Consider the following 26,583-nt stretch of genomic DNA (forward strand, 5'->3'; position numbering starts at 1 on the left):
CTTTTTGATTTTTTGAATAAATAGGAGACTATATGAGTTCAAATAAGAAAAAAAATAAAATGGAGCGTGGTTTAACCAATCGCCATGTTCAGGTGATGGCCATTGCGGGGACAATCGGAACAGGACTTTTCCTAGGTGCTGGTCGTTCTATCAGCCTTACTGGACCTTCTATCATCCTGATTTACATGATTACAGGAGCCTTTATGTTTTTGATGATGAGGGCTGTTGGGGAGATGCTATATCAGGATCCAGAACAACATACTTTTATCAACTTTATCACCCGTCATTTGGGGAAAGGCTGGGGGTATTTCTCGGTTTGGTCTTATTGGTTGTCTGTTGTCTTTATCGGTATGGCAGAAATCACTGCGATTTCGCATTATGTTCAGTTTTGGTTTCCTTCTTGGCCTAGTTGGTTGATTCAGATTGTTTTTTTAACGATTTTGGCCTTGGTCAATCTGATTGCGGTTAAGCTCTTTGGAGAAGTCGAGTTTTGGTTTGCTATGGTTAAGATTGTGGCTATTTTAGCTATGATTGCAACAGGGGTCTTTATGGTCTTGACAGGATTTGAAACACCATATGGTGCTGCAAGTCTGGCAAATATCAGCAATCAATTCTCTCTTTTCCCAAATGGAGTCATGAACTTTGTTATGGCCTTTCAAATGGTATTTTTTGCCTATCTGATGATTGAATTTATCGGAGTGACAACTTCTGAAACGAAGAATCCTCGTCAGGTTTTGCCAAAAGCAGTTAAGGAAATTCCTCTCCGAATTGTCTTCTTCTATGGTGGAGCTCTATTAGCCATTATGTCTATTATTCCCTGGAGAGAACTTGCTTCTTCAGATTCTCCATTTGTAACGGTCTTTGAACTGGCAGGGATCAAGTGGGCGGCAGCTCTGATTAACTTCGTCGTTTTGACGTCGGCCGCATCGGCTCTTAATTCAACCCTCTATTCAACAGGACGACACCTCTACCAGATTGCTCATGATTCACCCAATCGATTCTTAAAAGCGATCAAGGCAGATACTCTCTCTCGCCATAATGTTCCACAAAATGCTATTATTGCTTCAGCAATCTTGATTGCTCTGGCTGCCTTTATCAACGTTTTGCCAGGTGTTTCCGATGCTTTTGCTTTGATTACGGCGTCTTCATCAGGTGTTTACATCGCGATTTATATCTTGATCATGGTGGCTCATCTCAAATACCGCAAGTCACAAGACTTCATGGCGGACGGCTACCTCATGCCTCAGTATCGCTTGCTCAATCCCCTAACCATCCTCTTTTTCATCTTTGTCTTTGCAACCCTCTTTTTACAAGAGTCTACCTTCATGGGGGCAGTTGGTTCTGCCATCTGGATTCTTGTTTTCGGAATTTATAGCCAGTGGAAATTTAGAAAATAAATCATAAACTCATCAACTCAGCTTGGTGAGTTTTTTCTAGTTTGACAGTCTATTGAAATAAGATTATAATCAAGCTGTAACAGTTCTAAGGAGGTTTGGATGCACGTTAGATTGGAAAATAAGGAGTCTCATAAAGCGCAAGAAATAGAGGATTTGATTCGTGCTTATAATCGTTCCAAAAGAGAAGAGGCTATAAGTGAGCCACTGAACCTTTATGTCGAAGATGAAAAGGGCAATCTCTTGGCGGGCTTAGTAGCAGAGACTTTCGGAAATTGGCTGGAAATCGAATATTTGTTTGTGAAAGAGGAATTGCGAGGACAGGGAATCGGTTCAAAACTATTGGAGCAAGCTGAAAATGAAGCTAAGAATCGAAACTGTCAGTTTGCTTTCGTGAATACTTACCAGTTTCAAGCACCAGATTTTTATAAAAGGCATGGCTACAAGGAAGTCTTTACCTTGCAAGACTATCCCTACACAGGGCAAAGATTTTATTACCAAAAGGATTTGTAAGCTGAATATGAAAGTATAAAGCAAAGAGGAAATCTTCACATCACTATGGAGGTGGGCTAATGGATATCATACTAGATATGGGCAACGTTTTATTAGAATGGAACAAGGATAAGATTTTACAAAGTGTTTCGAATACGAAGAAAGATTATCTCATTTTAGATAAGAGCATTTTTCAGTCGGGGCTTTGGGAAAGATTAGATCTTGGGACTATGACGAGAGAAGAGTTGGTGCTTAAACTTGTGTCGATGATTGGAAGGGGCTATCAAAAGAAGGTTGAAGAAGTTATCTGGAATTGGCCTAGCTACATTGATATTTATAGGGAAGTCTTTCCTGTCTTGTCAGAACTAAAGAAAAAGGGGCATCGCATCTTCGTCTTGTCCAATACCTCAAAGGTATTTTATGACTTGCTGGAAGAGCAACTGTCTCCCTTAAAAGAACTTTTAGATGGCTTTGTCCTATCCTGTGATATAAAAGCTATAAAGCCTGATTTGGCAATGTTTAAGGGGATTCTCGATAAATACCAGCTAGATCCTACAAATTGTGTCTTTCTAGACGATATTGAGGACAATACAATAGCAGCTGAGAAATTGGGCATCAAGTCCTATCAGGTCAAGAAAAGAAGTGATGTCGTCGATATTTTGAAATCCTATATTTGAACTCAACACTCTCTATTTTTTGTGGTAGAGAGTTTTTTTGTTAATAAAATCTTACAAAATGACATTTATATATTGCATTAAGTTAGATATATGGTATAATGTTTTTAAAAGAAGCGCAACTTTTTTAAAAATGTGAAGGAGGACTCTAGTGGCTAAAAATTTAAAATTAAAATTAGCTCGGGTAGAGCGTGATTTAACACAAGGGGAATTGGCAGAAGATGTAGGTGTTACTAGGCAGACTATAGGCTTGATTGAAGCTGGGAAATACAATCCCAGTCTCTCCCTCTGCCAGTCCATTTGCAGATGTTTAGGCAAAACTTTAGACCAACTATTTTGGGAGGAAGAAGATGAAAAATAGATTTTTTTATTATCAATTACTAGACGAAAGAGAAGAACAACTGATGAATAAAGCGGGGGCTGAAAGTTTCTATATCTCTATAGCTTTCTTGCTTTTATCTTATATGATTACAGTATTAGCACCAAGTCTTTTTAATCCGATAATGATTCTCATCATTATCATTATTGGAACTTCTTACTTTTTCGGCCGTGCTCGAGATTTGGGTGTGAACTACTATAGTCGTTTTCATTTTACGATTGGAGGGTGTTTGCTGGTAACTCTCGCTATTACAACTCTTTTGATGTTGCAGAATTATCAATTCAATATCGAAATTTATCAGCACAATCCTCTGAACCTTAAATATTTGTCTGCTTGGGTTATTACTTATCTGATTTACCTTCCTTGGGTTTTTATCGGCAATCTTGGGCTTAAAAGTTATGGCGAATGGGCTCAAAAAAAGTTTGAGCAAGATATGGATGAACTGGAGAATGGAGAATAGCTTGTTAGCTTTTTATCAATCTCAGTAAAATGTGTTATAATAGTACTAATTTATCGGATGGTGTGAAAGTGGTAGAATACGTTCATACCTTTGTAAAGTAGGAAGAAGGAAAACAGATGTATCCAGATGATAGTTTGACATTGCACACGGACTTGTACCAGATTAACATGATGCAAGTTTACTTTGACCAAGGAATTCACAATAAAAAGGCGGTCTTTGAAGTTTATTTCCGTCAGCAACCTTTTCAGAACGGTTATGCAGTTTTTGCTGGTTTGGAAAGAATTGTACATTATCTTAAAGACTTGCGCTTTTCAGATAGCGATATTGCCTACTTGGAGTCGCTTGGCTATCATGGGGCATTCTTAGACTACCTCCGCAATCTCAAGTTGGAGTTGACGGTTCGTTCTGCCCAAGAAGGGGACTTGGTTTTTGCTAATGAGCCAATTGTTCAAGTTGAAGGCCCTCTAGCCCAATGCCAGTTGGTCGAAACGGCTCTCTTGAACATCGTTAACTTTCAAACCTTGATAGCGACCAAGGCAGCACGTATTCGTTCGGTTATCGAAGATGAACCCTTGATGGAGTTCGGGACACGTCGTGCACAAGAAATGGATGCGGCTATTTGGGGAACACGCGCAGCTGTGATTGGTGGAGCCAACGGAACTAGCAATGTGCGAGCAGGTAAGCTCTTTGATATTCCAGTCTTGGGGACTCATGCCCATGCCTTGGTACAGGTTTATGGAAACGACTATGAAGCCTTCAAGGCCTATGCGGCGACCCATCGTGATTGTGTCTTTTTAGTAGATACTTATGATACACTTCGCATCGGTGTGCCAGCTGCTATTCAGGTGGCGCGTGAACTGGGTGATCAGATTAACTTTATGGGTGTGCGGATTGACTCTGGGGATATTGCCTACATTTCTAAGAAAGTCCGTCAGCAACTGGACGAGGCTGGATTCACAGAGGCTAAGATCTATGCTTCTAATGACCTAGATGAAAATACCATCCTCAATCTCAAGATGCAAAAGGCTAAAATTGATGTCTGGGGTGTGGGAACCAAGCTGATTACAGCCTATGACCAGCCAGCTCTTGGGGCAGTTTATAAGATTGTTGCCATCGAAGATGAAAATGGTCAGATGCGCAATACCATCAAACTGTCTAATAATGCTGAAAAAGTGTCTACGCCAGGTAAGAAGCAGGTATGGCGCATTACCAGTCGTGAAAAAGGGAAGTCAGAAGGCGACTACATCACTTATGATGGAGTTGACGTTGCCAGCATGACTGAAATCAAGATGTTCCATCCGACCTATACCTATATCAAAAAAACCGTTCGTAATTTTGATGCCGTTCCTCTCTTGGTGGATATCTTTAAAGAAGGAAAATTGGTTTACGATTTGCCTAGTTTGACTGAGATTCAGGCCTATGCTCGCAAAGAATTTGACAAGCTTTGGGATGAGTATAAACGGGTTCTCAATCCGCAACATTACCCAGTAGACTTGGCGCGTGATATTTGGCAAGATAAGATGGACTTGATTGATAAGATGCGTAAGGAAGCCCTTGGTGAAGGAGAAGAAGAATGAGTTTGCAAGAGACCATTATCCAGCAACTGGGTGTCAAGCCAGTGATTGACGCTCAGGAAGAAATCCGTCGTTCGATTGATTTCTTAAAGAGATACTTGAAAAAACACCCCTTCCTTAAAACTTTTGTACTAGGGATTTCTGGAGGACAAGACTCAACCTTAGCAGGGCGCTTGGCGCAATTAGCTATGGAAGAAATGCGAGCAGAGACAGGAGATGACAGCTACCAATTTATCGCTGTCCGCCTGCCCTATGGCGTGCAAGCAGATGAGGCAGATGCTCAAAAAGCCCTTGCTTTCATCCAGCCAGATGTCAGTTTTGTTGTGAATATCAAGGAATCAGCTGATGCCATGACAGCTGCAGTCGAAGCGACAGGAAGTCCTGTTTCAGACTTTAACAAGGGAAATATCAAGGCTCGTAGTCGTATGATTGCCCAATATGCCCTTGCGGGTGCCCATAGTGGAGCTGTCATTGGAACAGACCATGCTGCGGAAAATATCACAGGCTTTTTTACCAAGTTTGGTGACGGTGGTGCAGATATTCTCCCTCTTTACCGCCTCAATAAACGTCAAGGAAAACAACTCTTGAAGGAGCTTGGTGCAGACCCAGCCCTTTATGAAAAAATCCCAACAGCAGACCTAGAAGAAGATAAACCAGGGCTGGCTGATGAAGTCGCCCTTGGAGTCACTTATGAAGAGATTGATGACTACCTAGAAGGCAAAACAATCAGCCCAGAAGCTCAAGAGACTATCGAAAACTGGTGGCACAAAGGCCAACACAAACGCCACCTACCAATCACCGTATTTGATGACTTTTGGGAGTAAAAAGGTCCGGGGGACCTTTTTAGCCCGAGTCTAGAAATGAGAAAGCGAGGAAGGTCCGGGGGACCTTTTTAGCCCGAGTCTAGAAACAGGAAAACGAGGTAGATTCGGTAACTCGAAGAGTTTGATTTTCCTTGTCTCACCCCCGCAAGGATGACTAGGTTTGAAAAAGCTTGGTAAAGCGCATTTCAAACCAGACAGCGACTGCGTCAAGTAACTAGATGAAAAACTTGTTTTCTAGCTGTTACTGAGTATAGTCTTTTTACCCTGAGCCTTAAGCTTAGAAAGCGAGGTAACATTATGAAAGCAATCGGTACGCAAATGTTACAGACAGAACGTTTGATTTTGAGAAGATTTGTGGAGAGTGATGCGGAAGCCATGTTTCAAAATTGGGCCTCGTCTGCTGAGAATCTAATCTATGTCACCTGGGATCCTCATCCTGATGTTGAGGTGACTCGGAATTCGATTCGAAATTGGGTTGCATCCTATACCAATCCCAACTATTACAAATGGGCCATTTGTCTCAAAGAAGATCCTGAGCATGTGATAGGAGATATCAGCATCGTTGAGATGAATGAGCCTGATTCAAGTTGTGAAATTGGGTATGTTTTAGGAAAAGATTATTGGGGAAATGGTATGATGACGGAGGCCTTGAAAGCTGTGTTAGACTTTTGTTTTACTCAAACAGGCTTTCAAAAAGTCAGAGCTCGTTACGCTAGTCTCAACCCAGCTTCAGGCCGTGTGATGGAAAAAGCGGGAATGTCTTATCTAAAAACCATTGCTAATGGTGTGGAGAGAAAAGACTACGTTGCGGACCTTATTTATTACCAGATAAGTAGGGAAGACAGGTGATTTCTTTTCTGTTTCTATCAAAGTCAGACCTTGTCTGGCTTTTTTTGTACCATATTTCTGAATAAACTGATTAAATTCCTATTTTTCCCTATTATTGTCCCTGTTTTTTCTTAGAGTTGGGAATTATAATAGACTTATCAAAAGAAAGAAGGGTGAAAAGATATGGACAATGTAATCTTTTTTATCAGTGTTTTTCTTGCTGGAATTCTTTCCTTCTTTTCTCCTTGTATATTACCCTTGTTGCCAGTCTATGCAGGGGTCTTGTTGGATGACAAAGATGGTGCTCAGGTTTCTAGCGGAAAAATTTCAATCTCAGTTGTAAGTTTATTGCGAACTCTGGCCTTTATAGCGGGGATTTCCTTTGTTTTTATCTTACTGGGTTATGGAGCTGGTTTTTTAGGCAATTTGCTGTATGCTTCTTGGTTTCAGTATATGACGGGTGCGATTATCATTCTCTTGGGCTTGCACCAGATGGATGTTTTACATTTGCAGGGACTTTACAAGGAAAGAAGGCTACAATTAAAGAGACAGGAGCAAAAGGGTAACGGCTATAGTCAGGCATTTTTACTGGGGTTAACCTTTAGTTTTGCTTGGACGCCATGTGTGGGGCCGGTTCTGGGGTCTGTTTTGGCCTTGGCGGCTTCAGGTGGTTCAGGAGCTTGGCAGGGTGCTGGTCTCATGTTGATTTACACGCTGGGTTTGGCGCTACCATTTTTGGTTCTAGCTCTTGCTTCCAGCTATGTTTTGAAACATTTCCGAAAACTCCATCCTTATCTCGGAACCCTCAAAAAAATGGGTGGTCTTCTCATTATCGTGATGGGAATCTTGGTGCTTTTGGGAAATGCTTCCATTTTGACTACATTATTTGAATAGAGAGGAAAAAGAAATGAAAAAATGGCAAACATGTCTCCTTGGAGTAGGCTCAATTTGTTGCTTGGCAGCCTGTTCGACTAAAAACATGTCAGACGAGTCTACTATGAAGGAGCAATCCAAAACAGAACAAGTTAGTTCGAAAACTGCGACTAAAGGTCAGGAAGTCGCTGATTTTGAACTGATGGGAGTAGATGGTAAGACCTATCGTTTATCTGATTACAAGGGCAAGAAAGTCTATCTTAAATTCTGGGCTTCTTGGTGTTCCATCTGTCTAGCTAGCCTTCCAGATACGGATGAAATCGCTAAGGATGCTGGTGATGACTATGTAGTTTTGACAGTGGTCTCTCCTGGACACAAAGGTGAACAAGCAGAAGCGGACTTTAAGAATTGGTACAAGGGATTGGATTATAAAAATTTTCCAGTTTTAATTGATCCATCAGGTAAACTCTTGGAAAGTTATGGTGTCCGTTCTTATCCGACTCAAGCCTTTATAGACAAGGAAGGCAAGCTGGTCAAAACGCAACCAGGTTTTATGGATAAGGAAATGATTTTAAAAGAATTGAAAGAAATGGGGTAGAGAAAGGCTATGAATGATAAAGTAAAACTTTTTGTCTTGGCAGGAGTCATTCTCCTAGCCATAACCGGTTTTTATTTTCTATTGATGCGAAATACAGGGCAGACAGATAGCTCGCAAATTGAGAAAGCATCCGTTAGCCAAGGAGGAAAAACAGTGAAAAAAACAGAAGTGAGTAAAGACGCAGACTTGCACGAAATTTATCTAGCTGGGGGATGTTTCTGGGGAGTGGAGGAATACTTCTCACGCGTGCCTGGAGTAATCGATGCCGTTTCAGGCTATGCAAATGGTAGAGGGGAAACAACCAAGTACGAATTGATTAATCAAACAGGCCATGCAGAGACTGTCCATGTTACTTATGATGCTAAGCAAATTTCCCTCAAGGAAATTCTGCTTCATTACTTCCGCATTATCAATCCAACCAGCAAAAATAAACAAGGAAATGATGTGGGGACCCAGTACCGTACTGGTGTTTATTACACAGATGAAAAGGATTTGGAAGTAATCAACCAAGTCTTTGATGAAGTTGCTAAAAAATATGACCAACCTCTGGCAGTTGAAAAGGAAAACTTGAAGAATTTTGTGGTGGCTGAGGATTACCATCAAGACTACCTCAAGAAAAATCCAAATGGCTACTGTCATATCAATGTCAATCAGGCGGCCTACCCTGTCATTGATGCCAGCAAATATCCTAAACCAAGCGATGAAGAATTGAAAAAGACCTTGTCACCTGAGGAGTATGCAGTTACCCAGAAAAATCAAACAGAACGAGCTTTTTCAAACCGCTATTGGGATAAATTTGAATCCGGTATCTATGTGGATGTGGCAACTGGTGAACCCCTCTTTTCATCAAAAGACAAGTTTGAGTCTGGTTGTGGCTGGCCTAGTTTCACCCAACCAATTAGTCCAGATGTTGCTACCTACAAGGAAGATAAGTCCTACAATATGACGCGCATGGAAGTGAGAAGCCGAGTTGGAGATTCTCACCTTGGCCATGTCTTTACGGACGGTCCAAAGGACAAGGGTGGCTTACGCTACTGTATCAATAGTCTTTCTATCCGATTTATTCCCAAAGACCAAATGGAAGAAAAAGGCTATGCTTATTTACTAGATTATGTTGATTAAGAAGTCTTTCCTAAGCAGTTAGAGGAGAATTTTGCTATACTGATACTAGTAAGTGGTAAAGGAGCAGAGCATGACCTACACAATCTTAATCGTAGAAGATGAGTATCTGGTAAGACAAGGCTTGACCAAGTTGGTCAATGTAGCAGCCTACGATATGGAAATCATCGGTCAGGCTGAAAATGGAAGACAGGCTTGGGACTTGATTCAAAAGCAGGTGCCAGATATCATTTTAACTGATATCAACATGCCTCAGCTGAATGGCATCCAGTTGGCTAGTCTGGTACGAGAAACCTATCCTCAGGTTCACCTAGTTTTTTTGACGGGTTACGATGATTTTGATTATGCCTTGTCTGCCGTCAAACTCGGTGTAGATGACTATCTGCTCAAGCCCTTTTCTCGTCAAGATATTGAGGAAATGTTGGGGAAAATAAAGCAAAAACTAGACAAGGAAGAAAAAGAAGAGCAGTTACAAGATTTATTAACCGATAAGTTTGAGGGAAATCTGGCCCAGAAAATCCAGTCTCATCTGGCTGACAGTCAATTTAGTTTAAAGAGCTTGGCCAGTGATTTGGGCTTTAGCCCAACTTATTTGAGTTCCTTAATTAAGAAAGAGTTGGGCCTGCCTTTTCAGGATTATCTGGTGAGAGAGCGTGTCAAACAAGCCAAGCTCTTGCTTCTGACCACAGATTTAAAGATTTATGAGATAGCCGAAAAGGTTGGTTTTGAAGATATGAACTACTTTACTCAACGTTTTAAACAGATTGCAGGTGTGACACCTCGTCAGTTTAAGAAGGGAGAAGGCCGATGAAGCGTTCTTCTCTTTTAGTCAGAATGGTTATTTCCATCTTTCTGGTCTTTCTCATTCTACTAGCTGTGGTCGGGACTTTCTATTATCAATCTAGTTCATCAGCCATTGAGGCTACTATTGAGGGCAATAGCCAAACAACTATCAGCCAAACTAGCCACTTTATTCAGTCATATATCAAAAAATTAGAAACCACCTCTACCAGTTTAACCCAGCAGAAGGATGTGCTAGCCTATGCTGAGAATCCCAGTCAAGACAAGGTCAAGGGAATCCGAGATCTGTTTTTGACTATCTTAAAGGCAGACCAGGACTTGAAAACGGTGGTACTGGTAACCAAATCCGGTCAGGTTATTTCTACAGATGACAGTGTGCAGATGAAAACTTCCTCAGATATGATGGCTGAGGATTGGTACCAAAAGGCTATTCATCAGGGAGCTAAGCCAGTTTTAACCCCAGCTCGTAAATCAGATAGTCAATGGGTCATTTCTGTTACTCAGGAACTTGTTGATGCAAAGGGGGCCAATCTTGGTGTGCTTCGTTTGGACATTTCCTACGAAACTCTGGAAGCCTATCTCAACCAACTTCAGTTGGGGCAGCAGGGCTTTGCCTTTATCATCAATGAAAACCATGAATTTGTTTACCATCCTAAACACACAGTTTATAGTTCGTCTAGCGAAATGGAGGCCATGAAACCCTATATTGAGACAGGGCAGGGCTATACGCTGGATCATCAATCCTATGTCAGTCAGGAACAGATTGCAGGAACAGATTGGACGGTTATAGGCGTGTCTTCGTTGGAGAAGTTAGACCAGGTTCGGAGTCAACTCATGTGGACCTTGCTTGGTGCTAGTACCTTATCTCTTCTTGCCTGTCTCTGCTTGGTGTGGTTCAGTCTCAAGCGCTGGATTGCCCCTTTGAAGGATTTGAGAGAAACCATGCTGGAAATTGCTTCTGGTACACAAAATCTGCGTGCCAAGGAAGCTGGTGCCTATGAACTGAGAGAAGTGACTCGTCAGTTCAATGCCATGTTGGATCAGATTGATCAGCTGATGGCAGCTATTCGCAGGCAGGAAGAAGCGACCCGGCAGTATGAGCTTCAAGCCTTGTCAAGTCAGATTAACCCCCATTTCCTCTATAACACCTTGGACACTATCATCTGGATGGCTGAATTTCAGGATAGTCAGCGAGTGGTTCAGGTGACCAAGTCTCTGGCAACCTATTTCCGCTTGGCGCTCAATCAAGGAAAGGATTTGATTTCTCTTTCTGATGAAATCAATCATGTCCGCCAGTATCTCTTTATCCAGAAACAACGCTATGGTGATAAGCTGGAGTATGAGATTGATGAAGATCCTGCTTTTGGTAACTTAGTCTTGCCCAAGCTGGTGTTACAACCTCTTGTAGAAAATGCTCTTTACCATGGCATTAAGGAGAAGGAAGGTCAGGGCCATATTAAAGTCTCTGTTCAGAAAAAGGATACAGGGCTTGTCATCTGCATTGAGGATGATGGTGTTGGTTTCCAAGCTGCTGGCGATAGTAGTCAAAGTCAGCTCAAACGTGGGGGAGTTGGCCTTCAAAATGTCGACCAACGACTCAAACTTCATTTTGGAGACAATTACCAGATGAAGATTGATTCTGCACCCGAAAAAGGAACGACAGTTGAAATATACCTCAATAAAATCGCAACAAGCTAACTCCCAGTCTATTCTGGGAGTTTTGCTTTTAAAAATCAGAATGATTAGTTGGCCTTGATAAAATCAGTAAAAAAAGATATGATAGATAGTGACAAAAGAGGTATCAAGTATGAAGGAAAAAGACATTCAAAGAGCAACAAGCCAGATTGTAGAAGATGTATTAGAAAAGGCTAATTTGAAGCAAGGAGCTATCTTTGTTTTGGGCCTTTCTTCTAGTGAGGTGATAGGTGGTCAGATTGGCAAGGAATCCAGCCAAGAAATTGGGGAAATCATTGTGAAGACCATCCTAGATATCCTAGAGGAAAAAGGGATTCATCTAGCTGTTCAAGGTTGTGAACATGTCAATCGAGCCCTCGTCGTTGAACGTCAGGTGGCAGAGCAGTTTGGTCTTGAAATCGTCAGTGTCCTTCCTACACTTCATGCAGGAGGTTCGGGTCAGTTGGCAGCCTTCAAGTTTATGCAGGATCCAGTTGAGGTCGAATTCATCAAGGCTCATGCTGGATTGGATATTGGAGACACTGCAATTGGCATGCATGTCAAGCATGTTCAGGTTCCGATTCGCCCTCTTTTGAGAGAAATTGGGCATGCCCATGTAACGGCTCTTGCAAGTCGTCCAAAATTAATCGGAGGTGCGCGTGCGCAGTATCCACAAGATTCTATCAGAAAGTCGTGAGAATGAGAAAAACAAAACAACAACTAGAAAAAATCACCAAATATTCGATTCGTAAGCTAACTGTTGGGGTAGGTCCTGTAGCCATCGGGGCCTTCCTTTTTGGTGCTAGTACCTTTTCAGTAGATAAGGTGCAAGCCAATGAAGTTGGCGGAGCTCATAGCGTTCATTACCGTTATCTGGCGGAGCAGGAATTGACTGAGTCTGAAAAAGCCTTGATTCACCATGAGGTTCCAGCAGAATTTCAAGATGATGATATTCTTTATGTAGTTTATCGTAAGAAGGCAACTAACAGTCAACAACTTCCTTACACAGGAAGTAAGGAACTAGCTTTGGCAGGTCTTGGCTTGGCAACTGCTTCTCTAGCAGTCTTTTTGGTGTCCAAAAAAGGTCGTAGAGAAGTTCTAGGTGTTCTCTTGATTGGTTCTTTAGGAGCTAGCACCTTTGTTCCTTATGGGACATTTGCTTTTGAAAATAAGGAATTGCTTTCTTATAACCAAACTATTTCAGCCTCTACACATGAAGGCTTGGCTGAAGGGATTATTCATATTGATGGCTATGAATACATCGGTTACTTCAAGGAAGCGGAACTTCATCCATCAAGACCAGCTTCAGCTGAAAAGTCTCAGTTGCCAGTAGAAAAGCAAAGTTCAAAAGAAATCGAGAAAACAGAAGTAGCTCAGGAAAGACCTGCTGTTGCTTCGGAAATTGCCGTCGAAAAATCTGTAGTAGAGAATCCAGTTGCTCCTGCGGTTGAAGAAAAACCAGTTTCTGAGAAGCCTCAGGCTAGACAGGAAGAGAGCTTGGTAGAGATTCCTTTTGAAACGGTCACAAGCCCAGATGCGAATCTAGCAGAAGGACAGACTCGTATCGTCACAGCCGGAGTAAATGGTCAGCGTCGTCTTGTAACCAAAGTTTCGATGGTTAACGGTCAAGAAGTTAGAGAAGTCATTGAAGACCAAGTGGTTCAAAAACCTGTGTCGCAAGTCATTGCAGTCGGAACTAAGAAAGAGGTGCAACCTGCTCCAACTCCAGTACCACAAGCTGAACCAACTCACCAAGTAGCTAAAGGTACGCAAGAAGAAGGTAAGATAGGCCAAGCCCTAACGCAACTAGAATTGCCAGAGGCTCCAGTAGAAGCAAAAGGAACTCAAGAAGAAGGTAAGGCAGGACAATCCTTAACGCAACCTGAATTGCCAGAGACTCCAGTTGAAGCAAAAGGAACCCAAGAAGAAGGCAAAGAAGGTCAAGCTTTGACGCAACCAACATTACCAGATGCTCCAGTAGAAGTAAAAGGTACACAAGAGGAAGGTAAAGTAGGTCAAGCTCTTGTACAAGAACAGTTACCTGAGTACAAAGTAACTGAGGGAACCCTTGTTGAAACATCGACTACAGACCTAGACTACAAAACTGAAACGACTGAGGATCCAACCAAGTATACGGACGAAGAAACTGTCGTAAGAAATGGTGAAAAAGGTAGTCAAGTTACTAAAACAACTTATAAAACAGTAGAAGGTGTTAAAACTGACCAAGTTCTTTCAACTAGCACAGAAGTTACCAAGGAGCCTGTAAACCAACAGGTAAGTCGTGGGACTAAACCAATTGAAGGAACTCTTGTAGAAGAAAGTCTTGAAAAGATTCCATTTAAGGAAGTTGTTAAAGAAGATGACCAACTGAAAAAAGGCTTAGAAGTTGTAGCTCAAGAAGGAAAAGAAGGCCAGAAAAAAATCACCAAGACCTTTAATACCATTAAGGGAGTTAAAATAGAGGACGCTCCAAAAGTTACAGAGGAAATTCTTGAGGCACCTCAAGACAAAATTTTGAAACGTGGTGCCAAGACCTTTGAAAAACCAGTATTGACCATCACAGCAGTTGAGCCTAAGGATTTGAAGCGTACTTCAGATGTTAAGTATAGTCTAGAAAATCCAAGTAAGGCAGCCATTAAATCTATTACCTTAACTCTGAAAAAAGGTGATGAGATTGTCAAAACCTTGAATGTTTCACCAGACGACTTGACAACTACCCTGACAGATTTACAGTACTACAAGGATTATAAACTTGAAACGAAGATGGTTTATGACCGTGGTGAGGGTGATGAGGAAGAAGTTCTGAAAGAAGAACCGCTAAGACTTGACCTTAAAAAAGTTGAAATCAAAAATATCAAAGAAACAAGCTTGATGAGTGTGGATGATGCTGGTGTTGAAACAGATAAGAGCTTACTTACTGAAAAACCGACAGACGTTGCTCCACTTTACTTACGAGTGACAACTCATGATAATAAGACAACAAGACTTACGGTAAGTTCTGTTGAAGAAGTGGTTGTCGATGGAAAAATATTGTACAAAGTGGTAGCAAAAGCTCCAAACTTAGTTCAACGTAGAGCAGATGATACTTTCAGTGAAGAGTATGTTCATTACTTTGAAAAACAAAAATTAAAAGAAGGTAATGTATATTACAACTTCAATGAGCTTGTAAAAGATATGCAAGCTAACCCAACGGGTGAGTTTAAACTTGGTGCGGATCTTAATGCAGCAAATGTTCCGACTCCGAATAAACAATACGTGACGAACATTTTTAAAGGTAAGTTGTATAGTGAAGGTGATAAACGTTATACCATTCACAATCTAGCTCGACCATTGTTCAACCGTGTTGAAAATGCTCATATTCATGACATCAACTTTGGTAATGTGAATATCAATATGCCGTGGGCTGATAAAACAGCTCCACTTGGAGATGTGTTTAAGAACTCAACGATTGAGAATATTAAGGTTACGGGTAATGTGGTTGGTAATAACGACGTTACAGGTATGGTCAACAAACTAGATGAATCCAATATGCGTAATGTAGCCTTTATCGGTAAAATCGAAAGCGTAGGTAACAAAGGTTGGTGGTCTGGTGGACTCGTAAGTGAAAGCTGGAGAAGCAATGTAGATAGTTCTTATGTTGAAGCTGACATTAAAGCCAACAATGCTAAATTTGGTGGATTGATTGCCAAAGTCAACCATGGTGGAAATCCAAATGATGTTAAACAAAAAGGTCGTTTAACTAAATCTGTGATCAAAGGGACATTGACACTCAAAACCAATAATCAAAGCGGTGGTTTAATTCACGAAAACTATGACTGGGGTTGGGTTGAAAATAACGTCAGCATGATGAAAGTGACAAATGGTGAAATGATGTATGGTTCAGGGTCAGTTGACTCAGGTGACCCATACTTCGGATTTGATTACTTCAAGAACAATGTGTATGTGAACGATGTTGCATCAGGTAACGTTTCTTATAACCGTTCAAAACAGATTAAGGGTGTCGACCAAGCAGAAGCGGATAAACGGATTGCTTCGTTCAATATCACAGCCGATAAATATGAAATCACACCATATTTGACTGATAAATTAAATCACGTAGCGTATAAAGAAGACACGTACAAAACTACTCAAGATTATAATGCAGAACGTGAACTTGCTTACCGAAATGTTGAAAAACTTCAACCGTTCTACAATAAAGAGTGGATTGTGAATCAAGGTAATAAGACTCCTGAAGGATCTAAATTATTAACTACAGAAGTATTATCTGTGACAGGTATGAAAGATGGGCAATTTGTAACTGACTTGTCAGATGTTGATCATATTATGATTCATTATGCTGATGGTACTAAGGAAGAAAAAGTTGTCACACGTAAAGCTGATTCTCAAGTCCAACAAGTTCGCGAATATAGTATCGAAGGTCTTGGTGACGTCGTTTATACACCGAATATGGTTGTTAAAGATAGAACACAATTAATCAACGATATTAAAGCAAAATTAGCAGGTGTTGAATTGATTTCACCTGAAGTGCGTGCGTTAATGGATAAACGTGGTAAAGCTGAAGAAAATACTGATGGTCGTAAAGATGGTTATATTAAAAATCTATTCCTTGAAGAAAGCTTTGAAGAAACGAAAGCTAATTTGGATAAATTAGTCAAAGCTTTAGTTGAAAACGAAGACCATCAATTGAATAGTGATGATGCGGCTATGAAAGCTCTTCTTAAAAAAGTGGAAGACAATAAAGCTAAGATTATGATGGGTCTTACTTATTTAAATCGTTATTATGGATTTAAATACAATGATATGAGCATTAAAGACCTTATGATGTTCAAGCCTGATTTTTATGGTAAGAACGTTAGCGTTATCGATAGATTGATTCAAATTGGTTCACGTGAACATTTCTTGAAAGGGGACCGAACTCAAGATGCTTATCGTGATGTGATTGCGGGAGCAACAGGTAAAGGTAATTTAAATGACTTCTTAACATATAACATGAAACTCTTTACAGAAGATACTGATATGAATGTATGGTATAAGAAAGCTATTTCTCATACTAACTATGTAGTTGAGAAACAATCATCTAACCCTGATTTTGCTAATAAGAAATATCACTTATATGAAAACTTAAATAACGGTGAACATGGTCGATACATTTTACCACTTCTTAATACGAAGAAGGCTCACATGTTCTTAATTTCAACGTACAATACGCTAGCGTTTAGTGCATTTGAGAAATATGGTAAGAATACAGAATCTGAACGTGAAGCGTTTAAGAAAGAAATCGACTTACGTGCTCAAGAGCAAATTAATTACTTAGACTTCTGGTCAAGACTTGCTGCTGATAATGTACGTAATCAGTTGTTGAAATCTGAAAACATGGTTCCATCAGCAATTTGGGATAACCAAGATGTTCCAGGTAATGGATGGGCTGACCGAATGGGTCATAATAAGAATGGTGACTATGCTCCAGTTCGTGAGTTCTATGGACCTACAGGTAAATGGCACGGATATAACGGTATGGGTGCGTACGCTTATATCTTTTCTAACCCACAAAATTCAGAAGCTGTATACTACATCATCTCTAGTATGATTAGTGATTATGGTACATCTGCATTCACTCACGAAACAACTCATATCAATGACCGTATGGCCTACTTAGGAACATGGCGTCACCGTGAAGGGACAGATATTGAATCATTTGCTCAAGGTATGCTACAATCACCATCTCTTACAAACTATAATGGTGAATATGGTTCACTTGGATTGAATATGGCGTACGAACGTAAAAATGATGGTACACAAATTTATAACTATGATCCTAATATGTTAAGTAGTCGTGAGAAGATTGATCACTACATGAAGAACTATAACGAATCAATGATGATGCTTGATTACTTAGAAGCAGAATCTGTCATCAAGAAAAATACTGGAACTAACGATAAGTGGTTCAAGAAAATCGATAAGAAATATCGCGAAAAAGCGAGCTATAATAAGTTAGAAGGTGCACCACACCAATGGGATTTAGTTCGTGATTTAAATGATGATGAGAAGAGTATGAAACTGACAGCTATTGATCAACTTGTAGATAACAACTTCGCTACTAAACACGGGCTACCAGGTAATGGTCATTACCGTACTGAAGGATTCGATTCTGCTTATACTGTTGTGAATATGATGACTGGTATTTACGGTGGTAACACAAGTAAGAGTACGGCTGGCTCAATCTCATTCAAACACAATACATTCCGTATGTGGGGCTACTACGGTTACCTTGATGGATTCTTAGGGTATGCATCTAACAAGTATAAACAAGAATCTAAAGCAGCCGGCAACATAGGTCTAGGTGATGACTTTATCATTCAAAAAGTTTCTAAAGGTAGATTTAATACATTAGAAGAGTGGAAGAAAGAATGGTATAAAGAAGTCAGAGCTAAAGCTGAGAAAGGTTTTGTAGAAATTGAAATTGATGGTCAAAAGATTTCAACATATGAAAAACTTCAAGAGCTATTCGATGCTGCAGTTGAAAAAGACCTTCAAGGTAATAAATTTGATAATACAGTGAATCTTAAATGGAAAGTTTACAAACAACTCTTGCAGAAATCAGACGGATTTACTGGAGATTTATTCACTAAATAGTAGATAGGACTAGTAAAATGAAAAAAGGTAGATCAGCTTTGTCTGTATCTGCCTTTTTGTGCTATACTTAAGATATGCATAGAAAAACAGTGATTGATTTTAAAGCTTTGGGCGAGAGATACATCTTTACCCAGCCGATCAAAGAGTTAAAAACGAGAGATTTAGCAGAAGTGACGGACCTGCTGGCACAAGTGGAAAGCTACCAAGAGCAAGGCTATTATGTCGTGGGCTATGTCAGTTACGAGGCCGCACCTGCATTTGAGGAGAAATTAGCAGTTCATAAAGCTCCTTTACTGGGCGAGTACTTGCTTTACTTTACAGTTCATGATAGGGTAGAAACATCGCCTATTCCTCTGACTTATGATGATATTGATTTGCCTTCAAATTGGCAGGAAGTAACGTCTGAAGCAGACTATGAAAAGGCTATTGCCCAGATTCACCATCATTTGCGTCAGGGGGACACCTACCAGGTCAACTACACCGTCCAACTCAAGCAAGACTTAAGTGCCAATCCTTTTGCCATCTACAATCGTATGGTAGTAGAGCAGGAGGCGGGCTACAATGCTTATATTGAACATGACGAGATGGCAGTGATTTCCATGAGTCCAGAGCTCTTTTTTGAGCAAAATGACCGTGAGTTGACAACGCGACCAATGAAGGGAACAACCCAGCGTGGAGTGACTGACCAAGAAGACCTTGCCCAAGCTAGCTGGCTAGAACAGGATCCTAAAAATCGCTCTGAAAACATGATGATTGTGGACCTCTTGCGCAACGATATGAACCGTATTTCTGAAGTGGGCAGTGAGCATGTAGAACGTCTGTGCCAAGTGGAGCAGTATTCAACTGTTTGGCAGATGACGTCGACCATCAAGAGTCAGTTACGATTGGATGTGGACTTGGTTGCCATTTTTCGCTCTCTCTTTCCTTGTGGATCCATAACGGGAGCTCCGAAAATTGCTACCATGGAAATCATCAAGGACTTGGAGCCTCGACCTAGAGGGGTTTACTGTGGAACTATTGGTCTCTTGCTTCCAAATGGGCGACGGATTTTTAATGTCGCCATTCGGACTATCCAACTGCATCAAGGGAAAGCCATCTATGGAGTGGGTGGTGGCATTACTTGGGATAGTACTTGGGAATCTGAATATCGTGAAGTTCATCAAAAGGCGGCGGTTCTCTATCGTAAACAAGCTCGTTTCCAATTGATTACAACTGGGAAAATCAGCCAGAAGAGCTTACTGTTTGAAGATCAACATCTGGAAAGACTGACAAAGGCGAGTCGTTATTTTGCCTATCCTTTTGATCCAGAAGAACTGAGACAAAAGATAGAGGAAGAGTGCCAAGCTTGTGATTCCCACCAAGACTACCGTTTGCGAATTAGTCTCAGCAAATCTGGAGAGATGGAACTCAGTCGGCAAGTATTAACACCTCTTAGTCCGACCTTCTGCAAAGCTAAACTCTGCCTGCAAGAAGCAGATTTGAATCAGGCGTTTACCTACTTTAAAACAACTCATAGACCACACTTAAGTCTAGGTAAACAGGAAATCATTTACCATAATGCAGCAGGGGAGCTTTTGGAAACGTCTATCGGGAATTTGGTTCTGAAAATTGACGGGAAGCTCTACACACCGCCTATCAATCTTGGCATCTTGTCAGGAATCTATCGTCAGCATTTGCTAGGAAAAGGACAGGTAGAAGAGAAAATTCTGACTTTGGCAGACTTGAACCAAGCAGAAGCTGTCTATGGCTGTAATGCAGTCAGAGGCTTGTATGAGTTGGAAGTGAATTCTAAATAAACTTCATAAACTAAAAAACATAATGGATATGTTGAATTGTTTGAATTGTTGGATTAAGTTTGATAAAATAAGAGGAAAACGATATCATTTTATGGGAGGAAATGATGAAAAAAACAGTTCTTTTTAAAGCTGGTCTAGCTAGCTTTTCTGCGTTGATGATGCTCGCTCAACCGACTTTTGCTAATGATACAATTCACTTTTCAAATTGTACAGAAGCGTGGGAAAATGGCTATTCTGATATCCATAGAGGAGAGCCTGGATATTCTTCAAGACTAGACAAAGATGGTGATGGAGTTGCCTGTGAACGCTCAAAAGCTCCTCGAGGTGTTTTTAAACCACGCCAATCTAGTCTACAGAATAGAGTTTCTTCTAGTGGATGGGTTAAGCAGGATGGATATTGGTATTATTATTCTGACAATGGTAATCCAGTAACAAATTCTTGGAAAGGAGACTACTATCTCAAATCAGATGGGACAATGGCTCAGAGTGAGTGGATATATGACTCATATTACAAAGGATGGTATTATCTCAAATCGGATGGTTCGTATGCACGAAACACATGGATAGGAAGTTATTATCTAAAACTAAACGGAAAGATGGCTCAAAGTGAATGGATTTATGATTCATCATACCAAGCTTGGTATTATTTGAAATCAGATGGATCCTATGCCCAAAATGCTTGGCAAGGCGCTTTTTATCTCAAAGCAAACGGTAAAATGGCACAAGGTGAGTGGATTTATGACTTTTCTTATCAATCCTGGTACTACTTGAAATCAGATGGTTCATACGCTCGTAATACTTGGCAAGGAAATTACTATTTGAAATCAGATGGTAAAATGGCAAAGAATGAGCGAGTTGATGGTGGCAGATACTACGTAGATGGTTCTGGCCTTTGGAAACCATAACTCAGAATAATTTCTAGGAAGTTAATGCAAACCTTTGCACAAAAGAAACGATTTTGTTATACTATATCTGTAAGCATTTTCAATTAAAAAGGAGAAGACGATGAGTCAAAAGATTATTGGGATTGACCTTGGTGGAACATCTATCAAGTTTGCAATTTTAACTCAAGAGGGAGAAATCCAAGAAAAATGGTCTATCAAGACTAATATTTTGGATGAAGGAAGCCATATTGTAGATGATATGATTGAGTCTATTCAGCATCGTTTGGACTTGCTTGGGTTGTCAGCTACAGACTTCCGAGGGATTGGAATGGGATCACCTGGTGTGGTTGATCGTGAGAAAGGGACTGTTATCGGTGCCTACAATCTAAACTGGAAAACCCTTCAACCGATTAAAGAAAAGATTGAAAAAGCCTTGGGTATTCCATTCTTCATTGATAATGATGCCAACGTTGCTGCTCTTGGTGAGCGCTGGATGGGTGCTGGTGAAAACCAACCAGACGTTGTCTTTATGACACTTGGTACAGGTGTTGGTGGCGGTATCGTGGCAGAAGGCAAATTGCTTCACGGTGTTGCTGGTGCTGCTGGTGAGCTTGGTCACATCACTGTTGACTTTGACCAACCAATCGCATGTACCTGTGGTAAAAAAGGCTGTCTTGAGACAGTTGCTTCAGCAACAGGGATTGTCAACTTGACTCGTCGTTATGCAGATGAATACGAAGGCGATGCAGCCTTGAAACGTTTGATTGACGATGGGGAAGAAGTAACTGCTAAAACTGTTTTTGATTTGGCTAAAGAAGGAGACGACCTTGCCTTGATCGTTTACCGTAACTTTTCACGTTACTTGGGAATCGCTTGTGCTAACATCGGTTCAATCCTCAACCCATCAACAATCGTTATCGGTGGTGGGGTGTCAGCTGCGGGAGAATTCCTTCTCCAAGGCGTGCAAAAGGTTTATGATGAAAATACCTTCCCTCAAGTACGCACAACAACTAAATTAGCTCTTGCAACTCTAGGAAATGACGCTGGAGTTATCGGAGCAGCATCACTTGTATTGCAATAAGATAGATTGATAATAGAGCTTGGTGTTTATCAAGCTCTTTTTTAAAAATCGAATAAAACGAAATAGGTTTAAATTTTGGGAAGGAGTCGCTAGATGAACACATCAAAACAACCCATGCTTGAACTAGCATTGTCTATCGCTACGGAAGCTCATAGGGGGCAATTTGATAAGGCAGGGATAGATTATATAGAACATCCAATTTTTGTTGCGAGCCAAGTTGATTCTGAAGAAGAGAAAGCAGTGGCTCTGCTACATGATGTTATTGAGGATAGTCCTTTTACAGCTGAAGAACTATTACTAGCTGGTTTACCAGAAACAGTAGTTGCTACCGTTCAGATTTTGTCAAAGAAAAAGGGGCAAGACTATCAAACATATCTAGAAAATGTGAAATCTAATCCCCTAGCACGCGTTGTCAAATTAGCAGATTTGAAGCATAATTCAGATTTATCTAGACTGAGTTCTATCACTGACAAGGATTTGGAACGATTAGAAAAATATAAAAAGGCCATCGATTATCTGAGTATGTAGAAAAGATTTTTTTATGCTATACTAGTTAGGACAATAAATGAGGTGAGAGTAAATGACAAAAGCAGATACAATTTTTAAAGAGAATATTGAACGAATCCTCAAAGATGGTGTCTTTTCTGAGCAGGCTCGTCCCAAGTACAAGGATGGGACAGTTGCCAATTCCAAGTACGTAACGGGTGCCTTTGCGGAGTATGACTTGGCCAAGGGGGAATTCCCCATTACAACCTTGCGTCCCATTGCGATTAAATCAGCTATCAAGGAAGTACTTTGGATCTACCAGGATCAGTCGAATAGCCTAGAAGTGCTGAATAACAAGTACAATGTCCACTACTGGAATGACTGGGAAGTGGGAGATACGGGAACTATTGGTGAGCGTTATGGGGCAGTCGTTAAGAAACACGATATCATTAATAAGATTCTCAAGCAGCTGGAAGCCAATCCTTGGAATCGTCGCAATATCATCTCACTCTGGGATTACCAAGCATTTGAGGAGACAGACGGCCTCCTTCCATGCGCCTTTCAGACTATGTTTGATGTTCGTCGAGTAGATGGGGAAATCTATCTGGATGCGACCTTGACCCAGCGTTCGAATGATATGCTGGTGGCCCACCACATTAATGCTATGCAGTATGTGGCTCTACAGATGATGATTGCCAAACATTTTGGATGGAAGGTTGGGAAGTTTTTCTATTTTATCAACAACCTTCATATCTATGATAATCAGTTTGAACAAGCTGAGGAATTGCTCCGTCGTGAGCCGTCAAACTGCCAACCACGCTTGGTTTTAAATGTTCCTGATGGGACCAATTTCTTTGATATCAAAGCAGAAGACTTTGAGTTGGTTGACTATGATCCGGTTAAGCCACAGCTGAAGTTTGATTTGGCTATTTAATAACATAAAAAGAAGTTGAGATTTCTCAACTTCTTTTGTTGCTTAATGTGATACGCGACGGCGAGCCGCTTTTTTACGGTTTTCTTCGATGAAAGCTGCTTTTTGCTCTTCTGGCTCAATCACTTTCTTTTTAATTGCGTATACTGCACCTGCAACGGCAGCGACAGTTCCTGCGACACCTGTTACAAGACCTTTAGCGAATCCTTTAGCCATGAGTCTTCCTCCTTTATCTTCCCGATCAGCCTAGCTCCTCAAGTGGTAGCATTTTTCTGACTGACCTTTTTGTGATATAATAATAGTAACGAAAAAATGGAAATTTTTCAAGGAAAAAAGATGAAAACAAAAATAATTGTGATTGTTGGACCGACTGCTGTTGGGAAGACAGCCCTTGCTATTGAAGTGGCTAAGCGCTTTGGTGGAGAGGTGGTCAGTGGTGACAGTCAGCAAGTATACAGAGGGTTGGATATTGGGACGGCTAAGGCTAGCCCAGAGGAGCAAGCGGTTGTTCCTCATCATTTGATTGATGTCAGAGAGGTGACCGAGTCTTACTCGGCTTTTGATTTTGTTTCAGAAGCTAAGAAGGCTATTGAGGATATTCAAAGCCGTGGCAAGCTAGCCATTATCGCTGGTGGAACTGGACTTTATATCCAGAGCTTGCTGGAAGGATACCATCTAGGTGGGGAAACACCTCATGAGGAGATTGTAGCTTATCGGGCTAGTTTGGAGCCTTATTCAGATGAGGAATTAGCCCATCTTGTGGAGCAAGCAGGTCTTGAAATTCCCCAGTTTAACCGTCGTCGTGCCATGCGTGCCTTGGAAATTGTCCATTTTGGTCAGGATTTGGAAAATCAGGAAAGTCCTTATGAACCACTGATTATCTGCTTGGATGATGAACGCAGTCAGCTTTATGAACGTATCAACCGTCGAGTAGATCTGATGTTTGAGGCTGGACTTTTGGATGAGGCTAAGTGGCTCTTTGACCATTATCCAGATGTGCAGGCAGCCAAAGGAATTGGCTACAAGGAACTATTTCCATATTTCCGTGGGGAGCAGACTTTAGAGGAAGCTAGTGAGAGTCTCAAACAGGCTACCCGTCGTTTTGCCAAGCGTCAGTTGACCTGGTTCCGTAATCGCATGCAGGTGACCTTTTATCAGATAGGAGAGTCTGGCGTGAAGGAGCGTATTCTAAGCCAGATTGAGGAGTTTTTAAATGATTGAAACGGAGAAAAAAGAAGAACGGGTCCTGCTAATTGGTGTTGAACTGCAGGGCATGGATAATTTTGACCTGTCCATGGAAGAGTTGGCCAGTCTGGCTAAGACAGCTGGGGCAGTCGTAGTCGATAGCTACAGACAAAAACGTGAAAAATATGATTCCAAGACCTTTGTTGGCTCTGGTAAGTTGGAAGAGATTGCACTCATGGTAGATGCGGAAGAAATTAGCACTGTCATCGTCAATAATCGCTTGACTCCACGGCAAAATGTCAATCTAGAAGAAGTTCTGGGTGTCAAGGTGATTGACCGTATGCAGTTGATTTTGGATATCTTTGCTATGCGGGCTCGAAGCCATGAAGGGAAACTCCAAGTCCACCTGGCCCAGCTCAAATATCTCTTGCCTCGCTTGGTTGGTCAAGGAATCATGCTCAGTCGTCAGGCTGGGGGAATTGGTTCCCGTGGACCTGGTGAAAGCCAGCTGGAACTGAACCGTCGTAGTGTTCGTAATCAAATTACAGATATCGAGCGCCAGCTCAAGGTGGTTGAGAAAAATCGGGCGACAGTCAGAGAAAAACGTCTGGAGTCGAGTACCTTTAAGATTGGCTTAATTGGCTACACCAATGCTGGGAAATCAACCATCATGAACACCTTGACCAGCAAGACTCAGTATGAAGCAGATGAATTATTTGCGACCCTGGATGCGACGACGAAGAGCATCCATCTTGGGGGCAATCTACAGGTTACCTTGACTGATACCGTTGGCTTTATCCAAGATTTGCCAACAGAATTGGTGTCCAGTTTCAAGTCAACCTTGGAAGAAAGTAAGCATGTAGACCTTCTAGTTCATGTCATTGATGCCAGCAATCCTTACCACGAGGAGCATGAAAAAACGGTTCTGTCTATCATGAAAGACTTGGATATGGAGGATATTCCTCGTCTGACCCTTTATAATAAAGCGGATTTGGTGGAGGATTTCACGCCTACTCAAACGCCGTATACCCTCATTTCTGCCAAGTCTGAGGATAGTCGTGAGCAGTTGCAGGCTTTATTTTTAGAGAAAATCAAGGATATTTTTGAATCCTTTACTCTACGGGTGCCTTTTTCTAAGTCCTACAAGATTCATGATTTGGAAAGTGTAGCGATTCTTGAAGATCGTGACTACCAAGATGATGGAGAAGTGATTACAGGCTATATTTCGGAGAAAAACAAATGGAGGTTAGAGGAATTTTATGACTGATATTAAAACCTTGGCTCTAAAATATGGGGGCTATACAAGTCTGGATAAGGTCTATCTGGATCAACTTCTAGCTGGCAAAACAGAACAAGAGCAGTTGGCTCTCATTACCCCTCCGCCCAGTGTAGTGAATGCTTACTTTGCAGAACTCTACCAGAAAAAGAGTCCTCAAGCTGCGACGGATTATTTTGCAGAACTAAGCAAGGAATTGAACCTCTACAATGCTGAGCCAAGTTTCACCTTTGAAAATAAGCCTTTCATTCGTCTTAATTTATCTGGCAAATCTTTTGGATTTTGCTACGAGAGTGAAGGACTGGGAAGGATTTTCTCTGAAAATGAAGAGGAAATCTCGAATGACTTGCTTTTTGAGATTGCGCAAATTTTCCCCCATCAGCTCGTCTTTGAAGAGTCTGGAAAGATTTACATGAAGGATGCCGGAGACGAAGAAGTTGTTAGTGTGGAGAGTCTCACAGCTTTGACAGATTTGGAAAGCTTGGCTGATGGTCGCAAACGTCTCAAAGGTTATAGCCAAGAGGATTTATTACAAGAAGCTGTTACTTTTTCTGGCAAGCGCTATTTCCGATCGGAAAATCGCACAGCTATGTTATATATTGATTAATTAGAAAGTATCAA

24 protein-coding genes are annotated in these 26,583 nt (G+C 41.1%); 23 read left to right on the forward strand and 1 reads right to left on the reverse strand.

Translation table 11 applies throughout. The annotated features are described in order from the left end of the window. Window positions 1-32 precede the first annotated feature (32 nt). The 20 genes from DB729_RS04630 to DB729_RS04725 all read left to right on the forward strand — a co-directional run bounded on the left by DB729_RS04630 (window position 33) and on the right by DB729_RS04725 (window position 23,504). Window positions 33-1,397 (forward strand): amino acid permease, encoded by a 1,365-nt coding sequence (locus DB729_RS04630; RefSeq protein WP_033584514.1) that lies wholly within the window; start codon window positions 33-35, stop codon window positions 1,395-1,397. Window positions 1,398-1,496: 99 nt separating this feature from the next. Further along, a complete protein-coding gene (locus tag DB729_RS04635) occupies window positions 1,497-1,907 on the forward strand; it encodes a GNAT family N-acetyltransferase (RefSeq protein WP_081730809.1) in 411 nt (136 codons plus the stop codon). A 59-nt stretch (window positions 1,908-1,966) separates the two neighbouring features. After that, on the forward strand, window positions 1,967-2,563 hold the full coding sequence (locus DB729_RS04640; RefSeq protein WP_033584516.1) for an HAD family hydrolase: 597 nt from the start codon (window positions 1,967-1,969) through the stop codon (window positions 2,561-2,563). A 148-nt stretch (window positions 2,564-2,711) separates the two neighbouring features. Next, window positions 2,712-2,921, forward strand: coding sequence for a helix-turn-helix transcriptional regulator (locus DB729_RS04645; RefSeq protein ID WP_001107504.1), 210 nt, complete (start codon window positions 2,712-2,714; stop codon window positions 2,919-2,921). Then, window positions 2,911-3,399, forward strand: coding sequence for a DUF6773 family protein (locus tag DB729_RS04650; protein WP_000797158.1), 489 nt, complete (start codon window positions 2,911-2,913; stop codon window positions 3,397-3,399). Before DB729_RS04645 ends, DB729_RS04650 begins: the two co-directional genes overlap by 11 nt. 116 nt (window positions 3,400-3,515) lie before the next feature. Further along, window positions 3,516-4,976: a nicotinate phosphoribosyltransferase gene (locus DB729_RS04655; RefSeq protein ID WP_109290133.1), complete on the forward strand. Its 1,461-nt coding sequence runs from the start codon at window positions 3,516-3,518 to the stop codon at window positions 4,974-4,976. Beyond that, entirely contained in the window at window positions 4,973-5,797 is an 825-nt protein-coding gene (nadE, locus tag DB729_RS04660) for an ammonia-dependent NAD(+) synthetase (protein WP_109290132.1), read from the forward strand. Before DB729_RS04655 ends, nadE begins: the two co-directional genes overlap by 4 nt. Before the next feature lie 297 nt (window positions 5,798-6,094). Continuing rightward, a complete protein-coding gene (locus DB729_RS04665; RefSeq protein ID WP_109290131.1) occupies window positions 6,095-6,646 on the forward strand; it encodes a GNAT family N-acetyltransferase in 552 nt (183 codons plus the stop codon). A gap of 162 nt (window positions 6,647-6,808) precedes the next feature. Beyond that, window positions 6,809-7,519 carry a thiol-disulfide oxidoreductase-associated membrane protein CcdA2 gene (gene ccdA2, locus DB729_RS04670; protein ID WP_109290130.1) on the forward strand — a complete coding sequence of 237 codons (711 nt, stop codon included), beginning with the start codon at window positions 6,809-6,811 and terminating at the stop codon, window positions 7,517-7,519. Between the two features lie 13 nt (window positions 7,520-7,532). Next, window positions 7,533-8,096: a redoxin family protein gene (locus DB729_RS04675; protein WP_000759267.1), complete on the forward strand. Its 564-nt coding sequence runs from the start codon at window positions 7,533-7,535 to the stop codon at window positions 8,094-8,096. A 9-nt stretch (window positions 8,097-8,105) separates the two neighbouring features. Beyond that, on the forward strand, window positions 8,106-9,218 hold the full coding sequence (gene msrB / locus DB729_RS04680; protein WP_109290129.1) for a peptide-methionine (R)-S-oxide reductase MsrB: 1,113 nt from the start codon (window positions 8,106-8,108) through the stop codon (window positions 9,216-9,218). A gap of 70 nt (window positions 9,219-9,288) precedes the next feature. Next, window positions 9,289-10,026: a response regulator transcription factor gene (locus DB729_RS04685; protein WP_033584528.1), complete on the forward strand. Its 738-nt coding sequence runs from the start codon at window positions 9,289-9,291 to the stop codon at window positions 10,024-10,026. Then, entirely contained in the window at window positions 10,023-11,714 is a 1,692-nt protein-coding gene (locus DB729_RS04690; protein ID WP_109290128.1) for a cache domain-containing sensor histidine kinase, read from the forward strand. The genes DB729_RS04685 and DB729_RS04690 overlap by 4 nt, the downstream gene beginning before the upstream one ends. Before the next feature lie 109 nt (window positions 11,715-11,823). Further along, the gene (locus DB729_RS04695; protein WP_045616863.1) at window positions 11,824-12,387 is read left to right on the forward strand and encodes a TIGR01440 family protein; all 564 of its coding nucleotides are present in this window, start codon (window positions 11,824-11,826) and stop codon (window positions 12,385-12,387) included. 2 nt (window positions 12,388-12,389) lie between these two features. Further along, window positions 12,390-18,323, forward strand: coding sequence for a ZmpA/ZmpB/ZmpC family metallo-endopeptidase (locus DB729_RS04700; RefSeq protein ID WP_109290127.1), 5,934 nt, complete (start codon window positions 12,390-12,392; stop codon window positions 18,321-18,323). 74 nt (window positions 18,324-18,397) lie between these two features. Continuing rightward, window positions 18,398-20,119 (forward strand): aminodeoxychorismate synthase component I, encoded by a 1,722-nt coding sequence (gene pabB, locus DB729_RS04705; RefSeq protein WP_109290126.1) that lies wholly within the window; start codon window positions 18,398-18,400, stop codon window positions 20,117-20,119. Window positions 20,120-20,223: 104 nt separating this feature from the next. After that, window positions 20,224-21,024, forward strand: coding sequence for an excalibur calcium-binding domain-containing protein (locus DB729_RS04710; RefSeq protein ID WP_165442224.1), 801 nt, complete (start codon window positions 20,224-20,226; stop codon window positions 21,022-21,024). A 100-nt stretch (window positions 21,025-21,124) separates the two neighbouring features. After that, a complete protein-coding gene (locus DB729_RS04715) occupies window positions 21,125-22,084 on the forward strand; it encodes an ROK family glucokinase (protein ID WP_049484369.1) in 960 nt (319 codons plus the stop codon). Between the two features lie 93 nt (window positions 22,085-22,177). Beyond that, window positions 22,178-22,612, forward strand: coding sequence for an HD domain-containing protein (locus DB729_RS04720; protein WP_109290124.1), 435 nt, complete (start codon window positions 22,178-22,180; stop codon window positions 22,610-22,612). Window positions 22,613-22,664: 52 nt separating this feature from the next. After that, window positions 22,665-23,504 (forward strand): thymidylate synthase, encoded by an 840-nt coding sequence (locus tag DB729_RS04725; protein WP_109290123.1) that lies wholly within the window; start codon window positions 22,665-22,667, stop codon window positions 23,502-23,504. A gap of 42 nt (window positions 23,505-23,546) precedes the next feature. Here the strand turns inward: DB729_RS04725 and DB729_RS04730 are convergent, their stop codons facing one another. Beyond that, window positions 23,547-23,717 carry a DUF3042 family protein gene (locus DB729_RS04730; protein WP_001051782.1) on the reverse strand — a complete coding sequence of 57 codons (171 nt, stop codon included), beginning with the start codon at window positions 23,715-23,717 and terminating at the stop codon, window positions 23,547-23,549. A 120-nt stretch (window positions 23,718-23,837) separates the two neighbouring features. Between DB729_RS04730 and miaA the strand changes: the two genes are divergently transcribed. Genes miaA through DB729_RS04745 form a run of 3 tightly spaced genes read left to right on the forward strand, consistent with a single transcriptional unit; the run spans window position 23,838 to window position 26,569 of the window. Continuing rightward, window positions 23,838-24,722 carry a tRNA (adenosine(37)-N6)-dimethylallyltransferase MiaA gene (miaA, locus tag DB729_RS04735; protein WP_109290122.1) on the forward strand — a complete coding sequence of 295 codons (885 nt, stop codon included), beginning with the start codon at window positions 23,838-23,840 and terminating at the stop codon, window positions 24,720-24,722. Continuing rightward, the gene (hflX, locus tag DB729_RS04740; protein ID WP_033584543.1) at window positions 24,715-25,953 is read left to right on the forward strand and encodes a GTPase HflX; all 1,239 of its coding nucleotides are present in this window, start codon (window positions 24,715-24,717) and stop codon (window positions 25,951-25,953) included. Before miaA ends, hflX begins: the two co-directional genes overlap by 8 nt. Next, window positions 25,946-26,569, forward strand: a complete 624-nt coding sequence (locus DB729_RS04745; RefSeq protein ID WP_109290121.1) for a cystathionine beta-lyase — start codon at window positions 25,946-25,948, stop codon at window positions 26,567-26,569. Before hflX ends, DB729_RS04745 begins: the two co-directional genes overlap by 8 nt. Window positions 26,570-26,583 lie beyond the last annotated feature (14 nt).

Source organism: Streptococcus halitosis (genome assembly GCF_003143695.2).
GTDB lineage: Bacteria > Bacillota > Bacilli > Lactobacillales > Streptococcaceae > Streptococcus > Streptococcus halitosis.

Bases quoted from the DNA above. Each gene is read 5' to 3' on its own strand.
- DB729_RS04630 (WP_033584514.1), top strand. From the start codon at position 33: ATGAGTTCAAATAAGAAAAAAAATAAAATGGAGCGTGGTTTAACCAAT.
- DB729_RS04710 (WP_165442224.1), top strand. From the start codon at position 20,224: ATGAAAAAAACAGTTCTTTTTAAAGCTGGTCTAGCTAGCTTTTCTGCG.
- pabB (WP_109290126.1), top strand. From the start codon at position 18,398: ATGCATAGAAAAACAGTGATTGATTTTAAAGCTTTGGGCGAGAGATAC.
- DB729_RS04650 (WP_000797158.1), top strand. From the start codon at position 2,911: ATGAAAAATAGATTTTTTTATTATCAATTACTAGACGAAAGAGAAGAA.
- DB729_RS04690 (WP_109290128.1), top strand. From the start codon at position 10,023: ATGAAGCGTTCTTCTCTTTTAGTCAGAATGGTTATTTCCATCTTTCTG.
- DB729_RS04730 (WP_001051782.1), bottom strand. From the start codon at position 23,717: ATGGCTAAAGGATTCGCTAAAGGTCTTGTAACAGGTGTCGCAGGAACT.
- DB729_RS04700 (WP_109290127.1), top strand. From the start codon at position 12,390: ATGAGAAAAACAAAACAACAACTAGAAAAAATCACCAAATATTCGATT.
- DB729_RS04655 (WP_109290133.1), top strand. From the start codon at position 3,516: ATGTATCCAGATGATAGTTTGACATTGCACACGGACTTGTACCAGATT.
- DB729_RS04675 (WP_000759267.1), top strand. From the start codon at position 7,533: ATGAAAAAATGGCAAACATGTCTCCTTGGAGTAGGCTCAATTTGTTGC.
- DB729_RS04720 (WP_109290124.1), top strand. From the start codon at position 22,178: ATGAACACATCAAAACAACCCATGCTTGAACTAGCATTGTCTATCGCT.
- DB729_RS04635 (WP_081730809.1), top strand. From the start codon at position 1,497: ATGCACGTTAGATTGGAAAATAAGGAGTCTCATAAAGCGCAAGAAATA.
- DB729_RS04745 (WP_109290121.1), top strand. From the start codon at position 25,946: ATGACTGATATTAAAACCTTGGCTCTAAAATATGGGGGCTATACAAGT.
- nadE (WP_109290132.1), top strand. From the start codon at position 4,973: ATGAGTTTGCAAGAGACCATTATCCAGCAACTGGGTGTCAAGCCAGTG.
- DB729_RS04715 (WP_049484369.1), top strand. From the start codon at position 21,125: ATGAGTCAAAAGATTATTGGGATTGACCTTGGTGGAACATCTATCAAG.
- DB729_RS04665 (WP_109290131.1), top strand. From the start codon at position 6,095: ATGAAAGCAATCGGTACGCAAATGTTACAGACAGAACGTTTGATTTTG.
- ccdA2 (WP_109290130.1), top strand. From the start codon at position 6,809: ATGGACAATGTAATCTTTTTTATCAGTGTTTTTCTTGCTGGAATTCTT.
- DB729_RS04640 (WP_033584516.1), top strand. From the start codon at position 1,967: ATGGATATCATACTAGATATGGGCAACGTTTTATTAGAATGGAACAAG.
- miaA (WP_109290122.1), top strand. From the start codon at position 23,838: ATGAAAACAAAAATAATTGTGATTGTTGGACCGACTGCTGTTGGGAAG.
- msrB (WP_109290129.1), top strand. From the start codon at position 8,106: ATGAATGATAAAGTAAAACTTTTTGTCTTGGCAGGAGTCATTCTCCTA.
- DB729_RS04725 (WP_109290123.1), top strand. From the start codon at position 22,665: ATGACAAAAGCAGATACAATTTTTAAAGAGAATATTGAACGAATCCTC.
- DB729_RS04685 (WP_033584528.1), top strand. From the start codon at position 9,289: ATGACCTACACAATCTTAATCGTAGAAGATGAGTATCTGGTAAGACAA.
- DB729_RS04695 (WP_045616863.1), top strand. From the start codon at position 11,824: ATGAAGGAAAAAGACATTCAAAGAGCAACAAGCCAGATTGTAGAAGAT.
- hflX (WP_033584543.1), top strand. From the start codon at position 24,715: ATGATTGAAACGGAGAAAAAAGAAGAACGGGTCCTGCTAATTGGTGTT.